The sequence below is a fragment of the Variovorax palleresanus genome, assembly GCF_051144945.1.
Taxonomy (GTDB): domain Bacteria; phylum Pseudomonadota; class Gammaproteobacteria; order Burkholderiales; family Burkholderiaceae_C; genus Variovorax; species Variovorax paradoxus_S.
The window spans coordinates 1788228-1806842 of sequence record NZ_JBJNVP010000002.1 but is presented as its reverse complement, the minus strand read 5'-3'; the positions used below and the strand labels follow the sequence as shown (position 1 = coordinate 1806842).

General features: G+C 65.0%; 17 protein-coding genes. 3 read left to right on the top strand and 14 right to left on the bottom strand.

Annotation, left to right across the window (positions count from 1 at the left end; translation table 11 throughout):
* Position 1: 1 nt before the first annotated feature.
* The 3 genes from ACJ7Z0_RS12330 to ACJ7Z0_RS12320 are packed head-to-tail and all read left to right on the top strand — an operon-like array spanning position 2 to position 4764.
* The gene (locus ACJ7Z0_RS12330; protein ID WP_431127687.1) at positions 2-1843 is read left to right on the top strand and encodes a peptidase domain-containing ABC transporter; all 1842 of its coding nucleotides are present in this window, start codon (positions 2-4) and stop codon (positions 1841-1843) included.
* Between the two features lie 42 nt (positions 1844-1885).
* Entirely contained in the window at positions 1886-3202 is a 1317-nt protein-coding gene (locus tag ACJ7Z0_RS12325; RefSeq protein ID WP_434790078.1) for an HlyD family type I secretion periplasmic adaptor subunit, read from the top strand.
* Positions 3199-4764 (top strand): TolC family protein, encoded by a 1566-nt coding sequence (locus ACJ7Z0_RS12320; protein WP_434790077.1) that lies wholly within the window; start codon positions 3199-3201, stop codon positions 4762-4764. The genes ACJ7Z0_RS12325 and ACJ7Z0_RS12320 overlap by 4 nt, the downstream gene beginning before the upstream one ends.
* A gap of 12 nt (positions 4765-4776) precedes the next feature.
* Here the strand turns inward: ACJ7Z0_RS12320 and ACJ7Z0_RS12315 are convergent, their stop codons facing one another.
* The 14 genes from ACJ7Z0_RS12315 to ACJ7Z0_RS12250 all read right to left on the bottom strand — a co-directional run bounded on the left by ACJ7Z0_RS12315 (position 4777) and on the right by ACJ7Z0_RS12250 (position 18344).
* Positions 4777-6207, bottom strand: a complete 1431-nt coding sequence (locus ACJ7Z0_RS12315; protein ID WP_434790076.1) for a sigma 54-interacting transcriptional regulator — start codon at positions 6205-6207, stop codon at positions 4777-4779.
* An 18-nt stretch (positions 6208-6225) separates the two neighbouring features.
* Positions 6226-8232 (bottom strand): TadG family pilus assembly protein, encoded by a 2007-nt coding sequence (locus ACJ7Z0_RS12310; protein WP_434790075.1) that lies wholly within the window; start codon positions 8230-8232, stop codon positions 6226-6228.
* Positions 8233-8290: 58 nt separating this feature from the next.
* Positions 8291-8785, bottom strand: a complete 495-nt coding sequence (locus ACJ7Z0_RS12305; protein ID WP_434790074.1) for a TadE/TadG family type IV pilus assembly protein — start codon at positions 8783-8785, stop codon at positions 8291-8293.
* Complete coding sequence (locus ACJ7Z0_RS12300; protein ID WP_434790073.1) at positions 8782-9267, bottom strand: TadE/TadG family type IV pilus assembly protein; 486 nt, start codon at positions 9265-9267, stop codon at positions 8782-8784. The genes ACJ7Z0_RS12305 and ACJ7Z0_RS12300 overlap by 4 nt, the downstream gene beginning before the upstream one ends.
* Positions 9268-9304: 37 nt before the next feature.
* Positions 9305-9661, bottom strand: a complete 357-nt coding sequence (locus ACJ7Z0_RS12295) for a DUF3613 domain-containing protein (protein ID WP_434790072.1) — start codon at positions 9659-9661, stop codon at positions 9305-9307.
* Positions 9658-10593, bottom strand: coding sequence for a tetratricopeptide repeat protein (locus tag ACJ7Z0_RS12290; RefSeq protein WP_434790071.1), 936 nt, complete (start codon positions 10591-10593; stop codon positions 9658-9660). Before ACJ7Z0_RS12290 ends, ACJ7Z0_RS12295 begins: the two co-directional genes overlap by 4 nt.
* On the bottom strand, positions 10590-11558 hold the full coding sequence (locus tag ACJ7Z0_RS12285; protein ID WP_434790070.1) for a type II secretion system F family protein: 969 nt from the start codon (positions 11556-11558) through the stop codon (positions 10590-10592). The genes ACJ7Z0_RS12290 and ACJ7Z0_RS12285 overlap by 4 nt, the downstream gene beginning before the upstream one ends.
* The gene (locus tag ACJ7Z0_RS12280) at positions 11555-12544 is read right to left on the bottom strand and encodes a type II secretion system F family protein (RefSeq protein WP_434792656.1); all 990 of its coding nucleotides are present in this window, start codon (positions 12542-12544) and stop codon (positions 11555-11557) included. The genes ACJ7Z0_RS12285 and ACJ7Z0_RS12280 overlap by 4 nt, the downstream gene beginning before the upstream one ends.
* Before the next feature lies 1 nt (position 12545).
* Positions 12546-13865 carry a TadA family conjugal transfer-associated ATPase gene (locus ACJ7Z0_RS12275; protein WP_434790069.1) on the bottom strand — a complete coding sequence of 440 codons (1320 nt, stop codon included), beginning with the start codon at positions 13863-13865 and terminating at the stop codon, positions 12546-12548.
* A gap of 9 nt (positions 13866-13874) precedes the next feature.
* On the bottom strand, positions 13875-15158 hold the full coding sequence (locus tag ACJ7Z0_RS12270; protein WP_434790068.1) for a CpaE/TadZ family protein: 1284 nt from the start codon (positions 15156-15158) through the stop codon (positions 13875-13877).
* A 35-nt stretch (positions 15159-15193) separates the two neighbouring features.
* Entirely contained in the window at positions 15194-16561 is a 1368-nt protein-coding gene (locus ACJ7Z0_RS12265; protein ID WP_434790067.1) for a type II and III secretion system protein family protein, read from the bottom strand.
* A 33-nt stretch (positions 16562-16594) separates the two neighbouring features.
* On the bottom strand, positions 16595-17584 hold the full coding sequence (gene cpaB / locus ACJ7Z0_RS12260; protein ID WP_434790066.1) for a Flp pilus assembly protein CpaB: 990 nt from the start codon (positions 17582-17584) through the stop codon (positions 16595-16597).
* 64 nt (positions 17585-17648) lie between these two features.
* Positions 17649-18158, bottom strand: a complete 510-nt coding sequence (locus tag ACJ7Z0_RS12255; protein ID WP_434790065.1) for an A24 family peptidase — start codon at positions 18156-18158, stop codon at positions 17649-17651.
* 6 nt (positions 18159-18164) lie between these two features.
* A complete protein-coding gene (locus ACJ7Z0_RS12250) occupies positions 18165-18344 on the bottom strand; it encodes a Flp family type IVb pilin (RefSeq protein ID WP_434790064.1) in 180 nt (59 codons plus the stop codon).
* Positions 18345-18615: the final 271 nt, after the last annotated feature.

Genomic DNA, 18615 nt, shown 5'->3' with positions numbered 1-18615 from the left:
CATGATCAAGTTTCTCTTGCCCAGTCAGCTGGTGGCCGAACTGCCCGAGGAGCCAGGTGCCAGTCCGTACGCGGGTGCGCTGCACACCGCGTTCCGGGCTGCCTACCCGCTGGTGAAGAGCGCGGCATGGCGTTCGCTGCCCATCAGCCTGTTCGGCCTGCTGCCTTCGATCTTTCTGCTGCAGGTGTACGACCGCGTGCTGTCGCGCAGCGGCGTCTCGACGCTGGCCGCGCTGGTGAGCGGCATCCTGTTTTTTCTGTGCATCGAGTTCTGGATGCGCACGCGGCGCTCGCGCCTGCTGCGCAACGCGGGCGCCATCATCGACCACGGTGTTTCGGGGGCGCTGCTCCATTCGATGCTGAACCGCCCGCTGCGCGCGCTCGAAGCGCGTCCGGCCTCGATCTGGCACCAGTACTTTCGCGACGTGGCCTCGGTGCGCGGCACCGTCACAGGCGGCCTCGCGCAATCGATCTTCGACCTGCCGATGGCGATCTTCGCGCTGGTGGTGATCGGCATCGTGGCCTTGCCCGTGCTGCCGGTGGTGGCGCTGTTCCTTGCCATCATGGCTTTTTTGGCCTGGTGGTGGGCCGACGAGGTGCGCACCGGCCGCGTCGAGGAAGTGCAGCGCGGCCGCGGGCTCGACCGCATGACCTCGGAAATCTGCAACGCGCGCGAGACGCTCAAGACGCAGGCAAACGACGGCCCGACCATCGAGATGTGGCGCCAGACCTATAACGACTGGCTGGGCGAAAGCTTCAGCAAGAACGGCCAGATCGAATCCGCGCGCGACGGCACCACGGTGCTGCTGACGGTGTTCTCGGTCATCGTGGTGACCGTGGGCGCGGTGTCTGTCATGGAGCAATGGATGACGGTCGGCGGCCTGGTCGCCTCGAACATGCTGGCGCTCAAGGCACTGCAGCCGGTGGCCGGGCTGGTGTCGAGCTGGCGCTCGCTGGCCGCCGCGAAGGAAGCGGCAAAGCGGCTCGAAAAAGTGCTCTCCGAGCCGGTCGAAAAGCCGCCCTCGGGCATGACGCTGCCGCAACCGCTCGGTCGCGTCATGCTGAAAGACGTGAGCTTCAGCTTCACGGAAGGCGCGCAGAAGCCGGTGCTCGAGAACGTCGATCTCGACATCGGGCCGGGCGGCCTTCACGTGATCGTCGGGCGCAACGGCGCCGGCAAGTCGACGCTGGTCAAGCTGATCTCGGGCCTGTACGCGCCCACGCGCGGCGTCATCAGCATCGGCGAATACGACCTTTCGCAATTCGGGCGCGAAGAGCTCTCGCGCTGGATCAGCTATCTGTCGCAGGAGGTCTACTGGTTTGGCGGGCCGCTGATCGACACCATGCGCCGCACGGCGCCGGGCCAGAGCGACGAGCAGGTGGTGGCGGCCTGCAGGCTTTCGGGCGCGCACGACTTCATCTCGCGCCTGCCCGACGGCTACCGCACGGTGGTCGGAGAAGGCGGCACCGGTTTCTCGGTGGGCGAGCGGCGCAAGCTCGCGCTGGCCATGAGCTTCCTGCGCAAGCCCTCGGTGCTGGTGCTCGACGAGCCTAGCAACGACCTCGACTTTCAGAGCGAACGCACGCTCCTTGCCACGCTGCTTGCGGTGGCCAAGGTGCGCACCGTGGTGGTGGTCACGCACTCGCTGCGCATCGTCTCGGCCGCCACCGTGGTCTATCACGTGACGGGGCAGGGCAACGTCGAACAGGGAACGGCGGCGGTCATGGTGCCGAAGCTGTTCGGGGTCAAGAAGGCCTTGGTGGCGCTGGGCGATTCCGCTGCCGGCGGCGACGACGCCGAGGCGCTGCCGCAGGGCAACGCCGCGAACCGTTCCATGGCTTGAGTGAGCCCATCGATTGAAGACAAGAGCAATGGGGACCGCGACTTGAAATCAGATCTTCCGCAGATACTGCAGGACGAAGACCAGAAGCGCGCGGCGCATGCATCGCCCGAGGGCCGGCGCCGCCAATGGGTGATCGGCGGCGTGGTCGCGGTGCTGGCCGTGGTCGGCCTGGGCTTTCCCATGGAGACCGTGGTGGTGGCGCCGGGCCGCGTGATTCCGTCGGACCGCGTCAAGTCGATCCAGCATCTGGAAGGCGGCATTGTCAGCAACGTGCTGGTGAAGGAAGGCGACCGCGTGAAGCAGGGCCAGTCGCTGGTCGAGATCGACCTTGGCGGCAGCGGCCTCAACCTCGAAGAACTCAGCGCACGCCATGCCTCGACGCTGGCCACCCGCGTCCGGCTCATGGCCGAGAGCCGCGGCCAGGCGCTCAAGCGCGAGAGCTTTGCCACCGACATCGACGCGAGCGTGCTCGAAGGCGAAGCCGGCGCGTATGAAGCGCGCGCGCTCGAGCAGCGCGGCGTGATGGCCGGCGCGGTGTCGGGCCTGGAGCAGGCCCGCAGCAAGCAGCTTGAGCAGCAGGCCAAGGTGAAAGGTCTGAACGACCGGCTGGCGCTGATGCAGAAGGAACTCGAAATCTCTGAACAGCTGCTGAGCGAAAAACTGGTCGGGCAGGTCGAGGTGCTCGAGAAGCGCAGGCAGGTCGAGGGCGTGCGAAGCGAGCTGGCCGTGGCGCGCCAGGGTGCCATCTCGGCCAGCGCGGCCATCGCTGAGGCGCAGGCCAAGATGGCCGAAGCCGAAGGCCGGTTCCGGCGCCGCGCATCGGATGAACTCGCGACCGTCGAGCGCCAGTTCGCAAGCCTGAGCGAAGACCTGGCGCGCGCACGCACCCAGCGCTCGCGCACGATCGTGAAGGCGCCCGCCGACGGCATCGTCAAGGGGCTGCGCAGCGGCAGCCCGGGCTGGGTCATCAAGCCTGGTGAGGCGATCATGGAAGTGGTGCCCGACAAGGACGAGGTCATGATCGAGGCGCGCCTGAACCCGAACGACCGCGGCTTTGTCGAGGTGGGCCAGGCGGCGCGCGTGAAGGTCACGGCCTACGACTACCTGCGCTACGGCGCGGTCGAAGGCAAGGTCACGCTGGTGGCCGCCGATGCCGACCGCGATCCGGCCATTGCCAATGCGGCGCCCTACTACCGCATCCTCATCAGCACCGGGCAGGCCTACGTGGGACAGCCGGAGAACCGCATCACTGCCGGCATGGAGTCCGAGGTCGACCTGAAGGTGGGGACCGATCCGTTCATCTGGTACATCCTTCGTCCTGTGCTCAAGCTGCGGCGCGAAGCCTTCCGCGAACCATGAGGGCGAGCATCTTGACGGGCCGGCGCCGAGTGGGCCGCGGCATCCTGTGCACGGCACTGTGCGCGAGCTTCGCCGTTCCTCCGGGCGCAATCGCGCAGGAGCTGCAGGAAGTGCCGGCGCAGCTGACGGCCGCACGACGCCTCTCCGCGCCCTCGATCGGTGCCGCGAGCTATGCCCAGCGCGTGAAGCAGGCACTCGTCACGCTCTCGCAGGACTACCCTGAAGTGCAAACCGCGCAGGCCGCCGCCAACACCAGCAGCTTTGGCGTGGATGCCGCAAAGAAGGCCCGCTACCCACGCTTCAAGATGGGCACTGCGTCCGGCACCTACAACAGCGGCGCGGCCAATGCCAGGAGCGAGAACTACACCGTGCTGACCGCCGAGGCGCGCGTGAGCCTAGTCGACGGCGGCGCCATGAGCGCCGCGGTGCGCGCCGCCGAAGCGGGAAACCAGGCCGACGACGAGGCCGTGGTGACCACTTCGCAGAAGGTGGTGCTCGACGCGCTGACCGCTTACCTGCAAGTGCAGCGCTTCGACCTGAAGAAGCAGATCGCGCGCAAGTCCACCGAGGTGGTGGCCGAGCTTTCGAAAGCCGAAGCACGCCGCGTTGCGCTTGGCGCGGCCGGCGAGAACGACCTGAACATGGCGGCCGCGCGCCGTGCCAGCGTGGCCGCCCGCGAGTCCGACTTTCAGGCCCAGCGCGACGAGGCGCTGGCCAAGTTCAATACGTATTTCAAGTTCACGCCCAACACCGATTCGCTGCCCGTGCTCGCTGCGCCCGCGTTCTGGCGCATCGCCTCGCAGGACGAAGCCCTGCGGCGCGCGGAAGAACGCAGCACCGAGATCGCCGAGGCCAAGGGCCGCGTGGCGCGGGCCCAGGCCCTGGTCGACCAGCAGGAAGCCAGCATCTACCCGACGGTGGATGCGGTGGTCGTCAAGAGCAAGGACCCGCGCGGCGTGTCGCCGCAGGACCCGACGCGCGCCGCCTTCGAGCTCAACTGGAACTTTGGCAACGGTTTCGACCGGCAACTGCGGTTGAAGTCCGCGCTGGCCGAAGTCGCCAACCAGGAGGCCAAGCTCGAAGGCGTGAAGCTCAACCTGCTGGAACTCACGTCGGCCTCATGGTCGCGCACGGTGTCCGGACGCGAACGCGAACGGCAGCTGATGGAAGCCGTCAGCACCTCGGGTCAGGCTTTCCGCGGCCGGCGCCGCCTGATGGAGTTCGGTCGCGAGACGCTGCCGGCCGTGCTCGACGCGCAGCTCGACTACTACAACCTGCTGTTCGACTATGTCGATGCCGTGTTCGACCTTCGCATCAGCGAGCTGCGCCTTGCACGCACCACGGGTGAGCTGCGGATCGATCCCGATGCGAGCAATGCCTGGATCGACCGCATCTTCGGACCGCCGGGCCGCCCCGCGCTGAGCGAAGACGGCCTGCTCACCGCGCTGTGCATCTCGAGCAACACAAGCTGTGCCAGCGAACCCGTGACCGACCGCGGCGCCACCGCGACCGCATCGAACCCGCCGCTGCGCCGAGCCGATCGCCTGGCGATCCGTCAGTAAGCCGGGGTGGGCTCAGGCGTCCTCGGGGATGCCCGGTTCGCCGTCCAGGATCTGATACTTGCGCATCTTTTCCCACAGCACCTTGCGGCTGATGCCCAGATGCTGCGCGGTGTCCTGACGCTTCCAGTCGTTGATCTCCAGCGCCGCGATGATGCGGTTACGCTCGCTGCCGTTCCAACCCTTGCGGTCGCCGTTGCCATCGAGCCCGATGCCGTTGCCGCCACCGTTGTGCCCATTTCTGTCGGCCGAGCCTGCAGTGGGCATCGGCGTGCCGCGCGTGAGCGCAATGGCCCGCTGGATGAGGTTCTGGTCCCATGCGTGCAATTGCCGCGCGATCACGCCCACGCGCTCGGCCAGGTTGCGCAGCTGCCGCACGTTGCCCGGAAAGTAGGTCTCCGCGACCGCGTCGCTGAGCCAGTGCGGCGTTTCGCCCAACGCCTCCAGTTCGTCGCCCAGCACATTGGCCAGCAGCGCCTTGAAGATTGCGATCTTGTCGATCTCGCCGCGATCTTCGAGGCTGGGCACATGCAGCTCGATCACCGCGAGCCGATAGAACAGATCGGCGCGAAACTCGCCGCTCGCCACCATCTCGCGCAGGTTGCGGTTGGTGGCGGCCACCAGCCGAAAGTCGACGCGAACCGGCGCCGTGGCGCCCAGCCGCGTGACCGCGTTGTCCTCGAGCACGCGCAGCAGCTTGACCTGCTGGTACTTCGGCAGATCGCCGATCTCGTCGAGGAACAGAGTGCCGCCCGTCGCCTGCTCGAAGTAGCCGCGGTGCGCATGCACGGCGCCGGTGAACGAGCCCTTCGTGTGGCCGAAGAAGAGCGACTCGAACAGCCCGTCGGGAATCGCGCCGCAGTTCACCGCCACGAACGCGCCCTTGCTGTAGTGCTGATGGCCGAGATGGAGCTGCTGCGCGATGCGTTCCTTGCCCACCCCCGTTTCGCCGCGCACCAGCACACTGTGGTTGCAGTCGGCAAAGGCGCCCACTTCGGCGAGCAGCGATTTCATCGCCTCCGAGTGCGCCACCAGCACATCGGGCGCCTGCGGCGCCACGTCGCGCGCCCGCAGCTGCCGCACCAGCTTGGCGACCATCGTGCGCAGCTCGGCACAGGTGAAGTCGTAGGGAAGAACGTGCAGGTACTCGGGCGGGTACGTGCGTGAATCGCGGTCGCGAGAAGCCGCGGCCACCCAGATCACCGGCATGCCTTGCAGCAGTTCGGTCGCGTGTGCCAGGCCCCCGCCGTCAATGACCGTGACGCTGATGATCGCGACCGAAGGCCGAAGCGCCGTGCCGCGCTCCTGCTGAGGAGGCGGCATGCCGTCGGCCCGGATCACCTCGACGTCGAAGCTCGCCATGCACCGAGCAATGCGGTCGAGGATGTCGGCCTTGCCTTCCCAGACAAAGAGGTCGAGTTCGTCGAAGTTGGGGGGAGCGCTCATGACAGGGGAATACGTATATCAATAGACAAGCTCGGCACCCCGGTTGCAGGAAAGTCGAGCCCCGACCTCTGCTTTCGCGAGGTCGATGCCGAGCGAGTCCAGAAGCAGGTTGACTGCGGGGTCGAGCAAAGGGGAGAGCGCATTCGTGATGATGGTCTGCACGGTGTTGAGCAGGCCACTCACGAGGTTCAAGATACCGCTGACAAGGGGACCGAGCATGCCGCTGGCATCGCCCGGGTAATGTTGAATCTGTATCCCGGCCAGCGCGGGACTCAAACCCTGGACAAGTGATTGCGCGCTGACCGGCTGGAACGAAGGATCGGACCCGGTGCCGTCATAAGGTGCCGCATCGATCTCTGGCAAGTTAACAGCCAAAGGCGCCGAGTACGTCAGTGCGTTGCTTGCGCTGCCTCCGACTCCCGAGTTAATAACGAGCCTAAATTCAGAGATGACATTCTTCTTGGCGTTTTGCTTGTCGCTGATGAAGGTGCCACTGGCAGTCTTCCATTTCGGACCGGAGCAAATCGAGAGGATGCAGGAGTCAAACCTGGCTTCGCGGTAGCCGATTCCCAAGATTCCCACCGCCTCTGCCGTGGCGGGTAGTGAGGAGGAGAGTGCATTCGACACTTTCCCAATGTTGAGCTGGGCAATGTTGGTCGAGGCCTGGACGTTCAGCGTCTTGCTCTCGTCTGTGCCGCACGTATGGCCTGTGACAAGAGCTTCTCCATTGCCGGAACTGATGCTGATTTCAATGGGTTCGGGCAATGGCTCCACATAGACGACCTGTGTTATCGGACAAGATGAGCCTGCGCAGGCGATCACGCCGATGAGGTTGGACAAGATATTTCCAATGTCCAGCGTCGCTACGCTTGCCAGGGAACTGATGAGCGGCGACAGCACCGTCGTTACGGAAGAAATTACGTCGGAAACCGCCGTTCCCAACCCGCTCAAGTTCAGCGACAGCAACAAGCGAATCTGCGCCGTCCGCACATAAATCTTGTTGGGATCGTTCACACCCAGATTCGAATCGATCAGCAAAGGATTGCCGATCGCCGAAACCTGCGGCGCCTCGATCGCTCGGACCTTGGCGGTGATGCCGGCAATCCCCGGAACATCGACCGGTATGTCGGCTGCAAGTGCGTTCTTGCCATTCGCGAGCTGCACCACACCCTGAACGAGTTGAAAGAGCTGCAGGTCGGTCTGCAACCCGGCGGCATCCGTGCCTGCGGCGATGTTCAGGAGTTCGCCGACGGTAAGCGGCTCGGGCGACCCGGCCGACGCTGCCAGAAGTTGCTGCAGCGTTTGCACCGCAATACTGGCGCTGCTGCCCCCGCGTTCCATGACCGTGATCATGCTTTGCAAAAGGATGCCGGCGTTCACATTGGTGCCAAGCACTTCGTCGTAGTTGGCTGCACTGATGTTGAGATCCAGCTTGAGCTGATCGAGAAAATCGAGCAGCTTGATGTTGGTGTCGAGCAGACCTTGCCAGCCGGCGACCGACACGTCGAGAGAACCGCCGAGCATGCCGCCGAAGAGCGCGTTCAAAATGACCGAACGCTGGGTGTCAATAGCTGCGATCGTGCTGCGGATACTCAGTGAAGCGAGTGGCTGCTTCTTGGCCGCGAGTGCTTCGACGCTGATGGCGGAAGACTGATTGCCCGGCAGATTCGGCAGCAACGGTGGCGCGGTCCTGGTGAGTGTTACCCGCACGGCATTGAGGATCTGCCCGCTCTCGGGTGTGCCAAAGTGAAGGGGCGCTGGACGCAGGGTCGGGTCCCAGTTGCCGCATTGGACTTCTGCTGCTGTGATCGGCGTCATCAGTTGCGGCATGTTCTGCCCGCCGTTCGCAACTGCTGCGGTTGTTGCCTCGCCGCAGCTTGCGGGTAGCAAGGCCTGCGCTCCCGCCAGCGCAGCAAGATCGGCTGTCTTCTGAAGCTCGCGTTTCAGAAAGAACATATAGCCCAGTTCAACACCGACAAGCACGATGACCAGAAGGCTCAACGCGATGATCGCGGTGATGACCACCGACCCGCCTTGCCGCCGTGCTGTTCTTCGATTGAATGCCCGCATCGTTCGCATCTGTCTATGAAGAGGATCTGGCGGCCGTGGCCTTGCCAAGCAGGTGCTCGGGCATCCAGCTTCCGGTGAGCGGAACGGCCGGCAGCAGCGGATTGGCGCGGTAGGGATAAGTCACTTTCACCGCGATTTCTCCCGACGAAACAGTCACTTCGGGAGGGGTGCCCGCCATCTTGTCCCGGAGCCAGTCTTCTTTTGACGAAGGGGCGGCGCCCTCGGACGCTGGCGTAATCATCGAGAGTGCCAGCGACCGGTACACCGCCGTTCGAACATTCGTCCGCAGGTCGGCGATCGGCGTGTCGCTGCGAAAGGACTGAGCGGCTCTTGCGCCGTCTTCGGCCGCGCGAGAGATAACCTGCTGGACGTACAGAACCCCGCAGAACGTCACGAGGCCATAGATACCGAGGAACAGAACACCGAAGACGAGCGCAAACTCGATGGCAGCGACGCCTCGCTGGCGGCGAGCCACAGGCCGTTCGAGTTTCAGCTGGACGGACTTCACAACGACCTCCCGTCGAGCAGCATGCTGGCCTGGCCCGCAATTCGGTCGGGGACCGCAAAACTCGGGAACGCGGGAAACAACGTATCGATCCCGCTGACAGCGACGGTCACGACCACCTGGCACCGGTTGTTCCATTCCGGGCCGCAAGGGGGCGACGCCTGCGAGCAGTCGTCCGTTCCAGCCAGGCAAATTCTTGCCTCGATATTCCGGTTCGCTTTCAGGCCCGCGGGCAACCAGTTGCTGCGCTCTACGGCAATGTCGTTGGCTTTGGTTTTTCTGGCTTCCAGGCTGCTTTGATAGCGCAGTCCTGCACGGGCACCGTCTTCCGCCGCGTTCTGCAGGCTCATGCGCATCGTCAACAAGAAACCGTAGCAAATCACCGCGTACAGCAGCGCAAAGGCGATCAGGAACACGAACGCAAACTCGATCGCGTACACGCCGTGTTGGACATGTCCGGGCTTTGCGTGGCTGCGTGTTTCCATCGTGGTTTTCTTTGCGCGGCGAGAGTCGGCTCTTTGACTACCGTCCTCCGGAAGAGGCGCCGCCGCCGCCCTTCGACTTCGTCACCGTGGAGCCCAGCTGCTCCGGGATCGGATGCTCGAAGCTCTTGATGTAGCGCTCATAGCTGCGGCTGGCCACGTTGCCGGCGATGGGCCGGGGCGTGCGCGAAGCGATTTCTCCGCTGCGTTGCCAGGCGAGCAGGCTCTGCGTTGCATCGCCCATGAGCAGCGGTGGCGGTGATTCGAACTCTTCGGCCTCGGCCTCCTGCGCTTCCGTAGGCTGCGGTGCCGGCGGCACGGCTTGCGCCAAGGCGGTGGTCGCCACGAAGAAGAGTGCGGCCGTCAACGCGATCCGCTCGGCAAGCTGGTGGTTCATGGGGTACCTCGCGAGGTCGAGTTCAGTGAAAGCGGCGCTTCAGATACCGAGGCCGAAGGGTTCGTCTGGCTCGCGGTTCTCATGCCGCCCGCGCCGCTCCATCGGGACGGTTTGAGCGCAAGGGGCGTCAGAACAGGTTCGACGCGAGCTCCCGCCGCTGCGGCAGCAACAACGGGTGCGGGCAGCTTGCCCGATGCGCGCATCTGCAGTGCCGCTTCGCGCACGGCCAGGCGTGTCGGCTGGGGCATGCGGTGGGCATCCATCAGCGCTGCCGCCCGGTCGGGCTGGTTGGTCACTTCCAGATAGAGTGCGAGATTGGCTTGCGCCTGGGCGCTGTCGGGGCGCAACTGCAGAGCCTGCATCAGCGGCAGCCGCGCTTCTTCGATCTGGCCGGCGCCCAGGTGCGCGTAGCCGAGATCGCTCAGCAGCAGCGCATCGGTCGGGGTGCGGCGCTGCGCTTGCGCAAGCAGCTGGACCGCCTCGGCATAGTTGCCGCGCATACCTGCCAGGAGGCCCAGTCCGCGGTAGCCCGCGCTCGCCAGCGGCGTGGCCAGCAGGCGCTTGTAGGCGGCTTCGGCGGGCGCAGCCTGCCCGGTCTGGCGCAGCGCTTCAGCGCGCGTGCGTGTGGATTCGGGCGACACGCCCCAACGCTGTTCCAGAGCGTCGATGTGCGCGAGCGATGCAAACCACAGGTCTTCCTTCTGCATCTGCTCGACGAGCTTGAGATAGGTTGCCTGCGTGTCCACGGCCGCCCCGGCCTTCGTGTCCGCCGCGGCTTCGGCGGCCATGCGCTGCTGCGCATCGGTGCTGGCGGCGTACTGGTCCTTGAGGCCGGCGCAGCCGGTGAGGGCGAGCGTCGTGGCCGCCGCGCAGGCCAAAGCCAGCAAGCGGTAAGCAGGGCGCGGGCTGGTGCGAAGGTGGGTGGTTTTCATTTTGCGGCGGCGGCTCCAAGTGAGCGGAAGATGGCAAGAAAGGCCGGCCCCGCCGTGACGATGACCAGCGCCGGCAGCAGCGTGGTCACCATCACAGCGGTCATCTTCACGGTGATTTTTCCGATGCGTTCCTTCATTTCGGAACGCCGGTGTTCGCGCAGCCGGTCGCTGAAGATGCGCAGTGGTTCCTGCACGGCGCCGCCGTGTTTGTCGACCTGCACCAGCAAGGAAACGAGCCCGCGGAGGTTCTCGTTCTTGTGCAAGGTTGCAAGGCGCTGCAACGAATGCTCGCGGCTGCGGCCGCGGCTGTACTGGTTGTTGGCAAAGGTCAGCTCGTAGCCGAGCACGCGTAGCACGTGCGAGAAGTCGCTGGCCATGATCTGCAGGCTCTGGTCCAGGCTCAGCCCGACGCCTTGCAGAAGGCGGAGCAGGTCGATGAACAGCGGCAGCTCCTGGTTCACCCGCTCGCGGCGCTTGGCGGCGATGCGGCCGAGCACCCACTTGGGTGCCATGAAGCCGATGACGAACGCGACCGCCAGCACGATGGTGACGGTGCGCTGCGGCCGGCCCGCGCTCCACAGCACGTAGACGGCAAAGGGAAGCAGGAAGGTGAAGAGGATGCGGGTCACCAGGAAAACCAGCTGGGCCCGCTTCGAGGAAAAGCCGCATTGATCGATGAGGTTCCGGTCCTCGTTGGCCACAAGTGCGCGGCCGATCCGCGAATCGAGCCAGTGAAACGGCAACTCGATGTCCGGCTTTGCCGAGGCGTTGAACCCGTCGGCCGCATCGACGGACGCCGCGGATCCGCCCGGCGCCGTGGTGACCTGCTGGATGGCGCGGCCGATGACCTTGCCGCTGCGCGTGCGGCGCAACTCCGCGGCAATCAGCGCGCCGGCACCGGCCATCAGGCCCAGGGCCAGCAGCGCCAGGCTGATGATCGCCAGCTGGTTGGTGGTGAAGGTCATGTGAGTTTCGCCAGCCGGTAGAGAAGTGCCGCACCGAACAGCTGAAAGCCCGCGGCGGAAAGGACCATGACGCGTCCGGTCCCGTCGTTCCACATTCCCATGAAGTAGCCGGGATTGGTGAGGATGAAGAAGGCGCCCACGCTCACAGGCAGCAACCCGAGAATCCAGGCGGAAAGCCGGGTTTCGGACGACAGGGCGAGCAGCTCATGCTCGGCTTGCTCGCGATCGCGCATGAAGTTGCCCACGCGCTCCAGCAGCAGGTCGGAGCGCCCGCCGTAGCGCACACCCAGGCCGAGGATGGACGCCAGCAGGAACATTTCCTCGATGCGCACATTGCTGGCCGTCTGGTGCAGGGCGCGATCCAGGTCCATGCCCGCGCGCACCAGCGATGCAGAGCGCTCCAGTTGGCCGCGCAGCGGCGCCTCGGTGGTGGCAATCGCAAGCTGGAACGCCGCCTGCGTGGAGTTGCCGATGGTGATCAGCCGCACCATCGCGTCGATGTACGCGGGCAGCTGGCTCACGAGCTTGCGGCGGAACTTCTGCAGCCGCAGCCAGACCGCGAAGGCCGAAAGAACAGCCAGCAGCGCGAGTGCACTCAGGCCCGACACCCAGCCGGCAAGCAGGCCGGCGAGTGCGGCCGCCGCCACGATGACGGCCAGTCCCAGTGCGGCCGTGCGCGGAGCGATCACGCCTATCAGCCATTCGGGCAGGGCCTTTTCGAGCAACCCGGCGGGTGCGGCGGCCGTGTTGCCTGCGTCGGTGTTGAGCCAAGGGTCCGAGGTCACGCCCGCCATGAGGTTGTCGTTGGCGGGGTCCCGCAAAGGCATCGGCATCGGCGCCGGTGCGCCGGCGGCCGTGCTTGCCTGGATCTGCTGGTTCAGGTGCCGTGCGGCCGCCTGGCGTGCCTGGCGGCCCTTGGCCCATTGCCACAGCAGCAGCCCCGCGGCTGCGAGCAGCAGCGCGAGGCAGGCCACCGCGAGCAGCATTTCACGCACGGTTGTTGTCTCCCTGCTGCGCGCGTGTCAGCGACTGCCTGAAGCGGGTGATCTTGGGCGAATGCGGCGCAATGCCCAGCGATATCCAGCGGTCGCGCTCCTCGCCGTCGGGCGACGTGATGGGCTCGTAGCGGTAGAGCTCCTGCATGGCCACCACGTTGTCGTTGACGCCCGTGACTTCGCTCAGCGAGAGGATGCGGCGCTGGCCGTTCGAAAGGCGGCCGATCTGCACGATGAAATCGATGGCATTGGCAATCTGCCGGCGCAGGCTCACTTCGCTGCCCTGATAGCCCGCAAAGCCTGCGAGCATTTCAAGGCGGTACAGGCATTCGCGCGGCGAGCTGGCGTGGATGGTGCCCATCGAGCCTTCGTGGCCCGTGTTCATCGCCTGCATCATCTCGATGACTTCGGCGCCGCGCACTTCACCCACGATGATGCGGTCCGGCCGCATGCGCAAGCTGTTGCGCAGCAGGTCGCGGATCGACACCACGCCCGTGCCGTCGAAGCCGCCGGGGCGGCTTTCGAGCCGAACGACGTGGCTGGTGCCGAGCGACAGCTCCGCCGTGTCTTCGATGGTGATGACGCGCTCGCGCGCGGGAATGAAGGTTGCGAGCGCATTGAGCAGCGAGGTTTTTCCCGAGCTGGTGCCGCCGCTGACGAGGATATTGCAGCGCGCGCGCACGGCAATTTCCAGCAACTGCGCCATGCCAGCGTCGAAGGTGCCGAGCTTCACCAGATCGGCCGGCGTGAGCGGCTCCTTGCGGAACTTTCGAATCGAAACCGAGAGCCCGTCGATCGCCAGTGGCTCGATGATCACGTTGATACGGCCGCCATCCGGCAGGCGCGCGTCGACCATCGGGTTGGATTCGTCGAGCCGGCGCCCGAGCGGCGCGAGGATGCGGCGCACGATGCGCATCACGTGCTCCGCATCTGCAAAGCGCACCGTCTCTCGCTCCAGCATGCCGTGACGCGAGACGTATACGTTCTGGTAGCCGTTGATCAGAATATCTTCGACGGCAGGATCGTTGAGCAAGTCTTCCAGCGGCCCGAAGCCTGCAAGCTCCTTGGTCAGTGCATCGGAGATGAGCTGCATCTCGCGGTCATTGATCGGAACGCGGCGCAGCCGGACGAAGCTGTCGACCTCCAGTTCGACGAACTGCTGGATCGAGGCGCGCGACCAGCGGCCGAACTCCGCACCGAGCTCTTCGATGCGGCTCAGCAGATGGTCATGCGTCCAGCTCTTGATGTCCTGGAAATGTTGGGAATTGATGAACGCCTGGTCGTCGTCGGCGAATTCGAGATCGTTGGACATAGGGGCGATTCAACCTTGGCTAGAGCTTTTCCAGAATCCGGCAATTTGCGACATTCGCGTCGCCCAAGGCGATTGCTTGGCCGGCGGCTGGCCTGCATCGGACATGTATTCCTGGTTCAGTCCGCGTGCGAGGCTTGCTATGGCTTGCGAATACGCGTCATTGCGCGCGGTACGCACCAGCATTTCGCCGCGGCTCGCGGCCGCCAGCAGTTGCGTAGCGCGCGCCGGCACAACATGGTGGAGCGGCAGTTCGAGCCGTTCCGCAATGTCCTTGGCCGGCAGCCCGACTTGGCTGTCGAACTTGTTGACCACGAGCGACAGCCGATCGGTGTCGACGCCGCGGGTGCGCAGCTCCTTGAGCATGTTTGCAGTGGAGACGATCGCACCGATGCTCTGGTCGCACACAACCCAGTTGCGCTGGGCTGCCTTCGCGGTCTGGGCGACGAAATCGAGGGTTGAAAAACCGCCGAGGTCGGCGATCTGGAAATCGAAAAAATCGCCGAGCCGCTTGATCAGTGCCACCGAGTCCGCATGCGAGATCTCGCGCACCTGCGCGAGACTCGCTGGCAGCGGGAGCACAGCGACGCCGCTCGTGTGGTGGGCCACCGCGGTGTGCAGCAGGGTCTGGTCGAGGCGGCGCAGGTTGCGTACGCCATCGACAAAGCTGAAGCCGCTTTGGGTGTCGAGATACAGAAGACCGTCGCGGGCGGGCAGCCCAAGATCGAGCAACGCAACTCCGCGGCGCGTGTTGCGAGCATGAGAAGGCGCGGCCGTTTGGGACGGCTGGTCGTTGAGCATCAGTGCCAGACTTGCCGCGAGGGTTGTCACGCCAATCCCCGGGCGAGCGCCAAGCAGTGCAAGCGTGCATCCGCGGGTGCGGCTTTGCAGGCTGCTTTGACGATCGAGCAGCTTGCGCAGCGTACTGATCGCATCGGTCGGCGGTGCGCTCATGTCGACAAAATCGTCCACCCCTGCGCGCAGGGCAGCGAGCATGGAAGCCGGCTCGGCCGAAACGCCCGTTGCCAGTACCGGCAGCGTCGGCCATTCACGCTTGAGGCGCTGATGAAGTTCGCTTGCCGCAGTGGCGTGGTCGCCCGAAAAATCGAGAAAGACCGCCGCGGGACCGAGCATGGCGATCCGCTCGTCGATCGACTTGGCTTCGGATGGAAGGACCACCACCGCGCCCAGCCGGCCAAGTGCATCGGTCAGCCATGTGATGTGGCTGCTGTTCGGCGATGCGAAGAGATAGCTCTCCGCACCGGTCTCGGGGAGGCTGTCGCGTGGAGCGTTCATGGCATCGGCCGCAGGCTTTGCGTAGCTCGTTTCTGTCAACGCGAGAACCCCGGCACAGTCGTGCCTGAAGCTGGCCCCAGCAGATGCGCGCGCCACACGGGGCCATCGCGTTGCTCGGCACCACCCGGCAGGTACGGACCAAGATCCGTGCCGCGTGCAATGGGCTTCACCAGATGCGGCGTGACAAGGATCACCAGTTCCTTCTCGCTCATCTGGTACTTGTTCTGCTTGAAGAAGGTTCCGAGCACCGGGATGTCGCCGAGCAATGGAACCTTGTCGGCGTTCGAAGTCGTGGTGCGGCTCACCAGCCCGCCGATGATGAAGCTCTCGCCGTCGCCGAGTTCGACCGTGGTGTCGGCCCGGCGCGTGCTGATGGCGGGCACAGCGACACCGCCAATGCTGAGCGAGTTGGTGTAGTCCAGGTCGCTGGCTTCGGGTGCCACCTTGAGCACGATGCGGTCGTTCGACAGCACGGTGGGCGTGAGCGTGAGGCCGATGCCGAACGGCTTGTATTCGATGCTCGTGGTGCCCAGGCCCTGGGGCGCGGGCACGGGCAGTTCGCCGCCGGCCAGGAAGCTCGCGCTCTGGCCCGACAGCGCCACCAGCGTCGGTTCCGCAAGCACGCGGGCCATGCCGTTGCCTTCGAGGAAGCCAACGTTCAGGCCGATACCGGCCTTGCCAAAATTGAACAGGAGGCTGAAGGCCTGGGCGAGCGGATTGTTGTGTTCACTGCTGACTGCCCCGTTGGGAGCGAACGACACCGAGCGCAGCGATGAGGGCGCGAAGACCCCGAAGCTGAAACCGTTGGAGTTGGCGCGCGTGCTGAAGATGTTGAGGCCGGCCTGCTTGAGCACGCTGCGGTTGAACTCGACGATCTTGACTTCGACCTGCACGGTGTTGCTCCGTACGTTGACGACGGAGCGATCGATCAGTGCCGACTTTTCTCCGCCGGCGGCCATCGCCGCATCGCGCGCTTCCTGGTGCGCAGTCATGCTGTTGAGCGAGCCGGAGAGCGTGGAGGCGCGGCGCCGCACTTCGAGCGCGTAGACCGTGGCGGTCGACTGGCCTTTTTCCCAGACCATGAGCGTGGTCCGCCCCGCAGCCTTGCCGGTGACGATGAGGCGCGCGGCCGGCGAGTTGGGCGATTGGCGGGTGAGCGCGACGCCGGCCACCGTCTCGTCGGCGATGGCCATGCGCTCGATACCCTTGCCGATCAGCAGTTCCTTTTGCGTGCCCGCGTCGATCCGCAGTTGAAGTGCGGGGCGAAGAGACGTCGCCTCTGCCGGATCTGCGGCTGCGGAGACCCCAGGCCAGACGCCCGAGGCCAGCAGGCACAGCACCGCGAGTGCTGGACCCAGTGGACGGGCTGGACCGGTTGTTTTCGCGAGAAGGGCGATCGTCATGGAGTTCGTTTCCTGGGTGGCGCTTGTTGCTGATCAGTAGTTGATGGTTTCGCTACGGTCGCCACGAATGACTTCGACCTTGAGTCCACCGCGGGAGTCGTCAGTGCGAGCCGTTGGAATCCGCGCAGCAGCAATAGCCGGCACGCGTGAGGCGCTGCCCGGCTTGCCGCCGGTCACGAAATCCGCCGTGGTGATGCCAGCCTGTGCGCGGTCCAAGCCTTCGAGTTGCGGGCGGCGCGGTTCGCCGGTTTTCGGTGGAGGCGGTTGCAGGGCGGGGGGCAACTCGGCGAAGAGCTTCGGATCGGGTTCCGACATATCGGTGGGATTGCGCAGCGCCAGGATCAAGCGGCCGCTGTTCTCGGCAAGCGTGAGCCGGTTGACGTCGTCCACCGGCACTGCGAGCACGGCAGTCCGGGCCGCCTCGGCGCGCTGGGCCTGCTGTGCGGTACCGTTCTTGTCCATCTTGGAAGGCAGACCATCGACGGAGGCGCTGCCGTACGCCAGCACGCGCTTGCGCGACAGGAAGAGGCGCGCCTGGCTTCGGTCGATGTCCTTGCCGTCGGACTTGAGCATCAGGAACACGTCGACGAAGTCACCGGGTTGAACCTTGTTGCCCACACCCATGATCTCGTCGGCCTTGATGGCGACCGCACGTTCGCCTTCTGCGACGCGCAGGGCAAGACCCGAAACGAGCTGGCCTTGGAGAAGCGGCGAGCCTTCGCCCAGATCGATCACGGGCACGCGCCCCGCGAGCGGCGCGGTGTCCTGGAACGCGCCCACCGGATTGATCGTCAGGCGTTCAATGCGAAGTGCATCGGCCGGGATCGGCTGGCCCGCCGGCAGCGGCTTGGCCGCCACGACCACGGGGAAGGTTTGCGCCTGGGCGGCCTTGCCGGGAGCGGCGGCAGAGGGGGCGACGGCGACGGGCGGTGGGGGCTTGCGGCTGAGCATCCATGCATAGCCGCCGAGCGCGAAGGCCAGGAGCACGAGGACGGCGGCGATGATTTTGGTGAGATTGATCATGAGCGGCGTGTCAAGGAGGAGCAATTCGAGAGCTATCGATGAACAGCTCGTGGTGGCGGAGCGACTAGGCGCTCTGTCGACCCCAAACCATCCACACCGCGGCGGCCAGCGCGAGATAGGCCGCATAAGGAATAAAGCGAACCCGGGGCGGTGATGGGTTGCCATCTGCCGGCGACGAGGGCCCGAAAAGCACGAGCGAAAACCGGGGGAAGACTGGCCAGCGCCGAAGAATCAGCCAAAGCGCGGCATGAAGGCTGGCGAGGAGGCTGCCGATGAGCCAGACGGGGAGCAGCGCCGAAAAGCCTACCCAGAGTCCGAGCGCTCCAGCGAATTTCACGTCGCCGGCTCCCATGACTCCAAGAGCGTAGAAAAGCAGCAGAAAGCCAAAAGCCACGCCTGCACCGAGCAGGGCGGCAGCCCAGTCGTGCGTAACGGGCGCCATCCCCAATGTCAGTGCTGCAAGAGCCAGGAGGGCGCCTGCGAGCACAAGCCAATTGGGGACGCGACGTTGCCTGAAGTCATACACCGCAATGAAAAGCAACCACATCAAATACGCCGATGTCATTGCTTGCATTGCACTTCAAGCGGCGGCGAGCTTGGTTTTGATGTCAGTCCAGATGGCTGACAGGCTCTCGCCTATCCCGCCAGTGCCAGTAATGGCTGTAATCATCACAACCGAAATCAACCCCGCAATAATTCCATATTCAATTGCGGTAGCACCTTCTTCATCGCGCAGAAAACGAGCAATAGAGCGAAGCATGATTTCCCCTTTAAGGAATTGTTAACAACAGTGACGACAGGTGAATGTTATACGGCGTAACTCTGTGTATCAACAAGGGGTACCCATGAGATGGGAGGGTTCCTGTGTTAATCGAAGGGTCTAAGCAGGAACGCGGCCAACCCCGCGCCGTCCCCAAGACGCGTTTGAATTTCAGAGGGTAGTTCACAGTCTGGTGACCATTCTTCCCTCTGAGAACAGAGGTACCCATCCCCTGAACAGGGGACGTCGTTACGGTGCGGACGGAACGCGC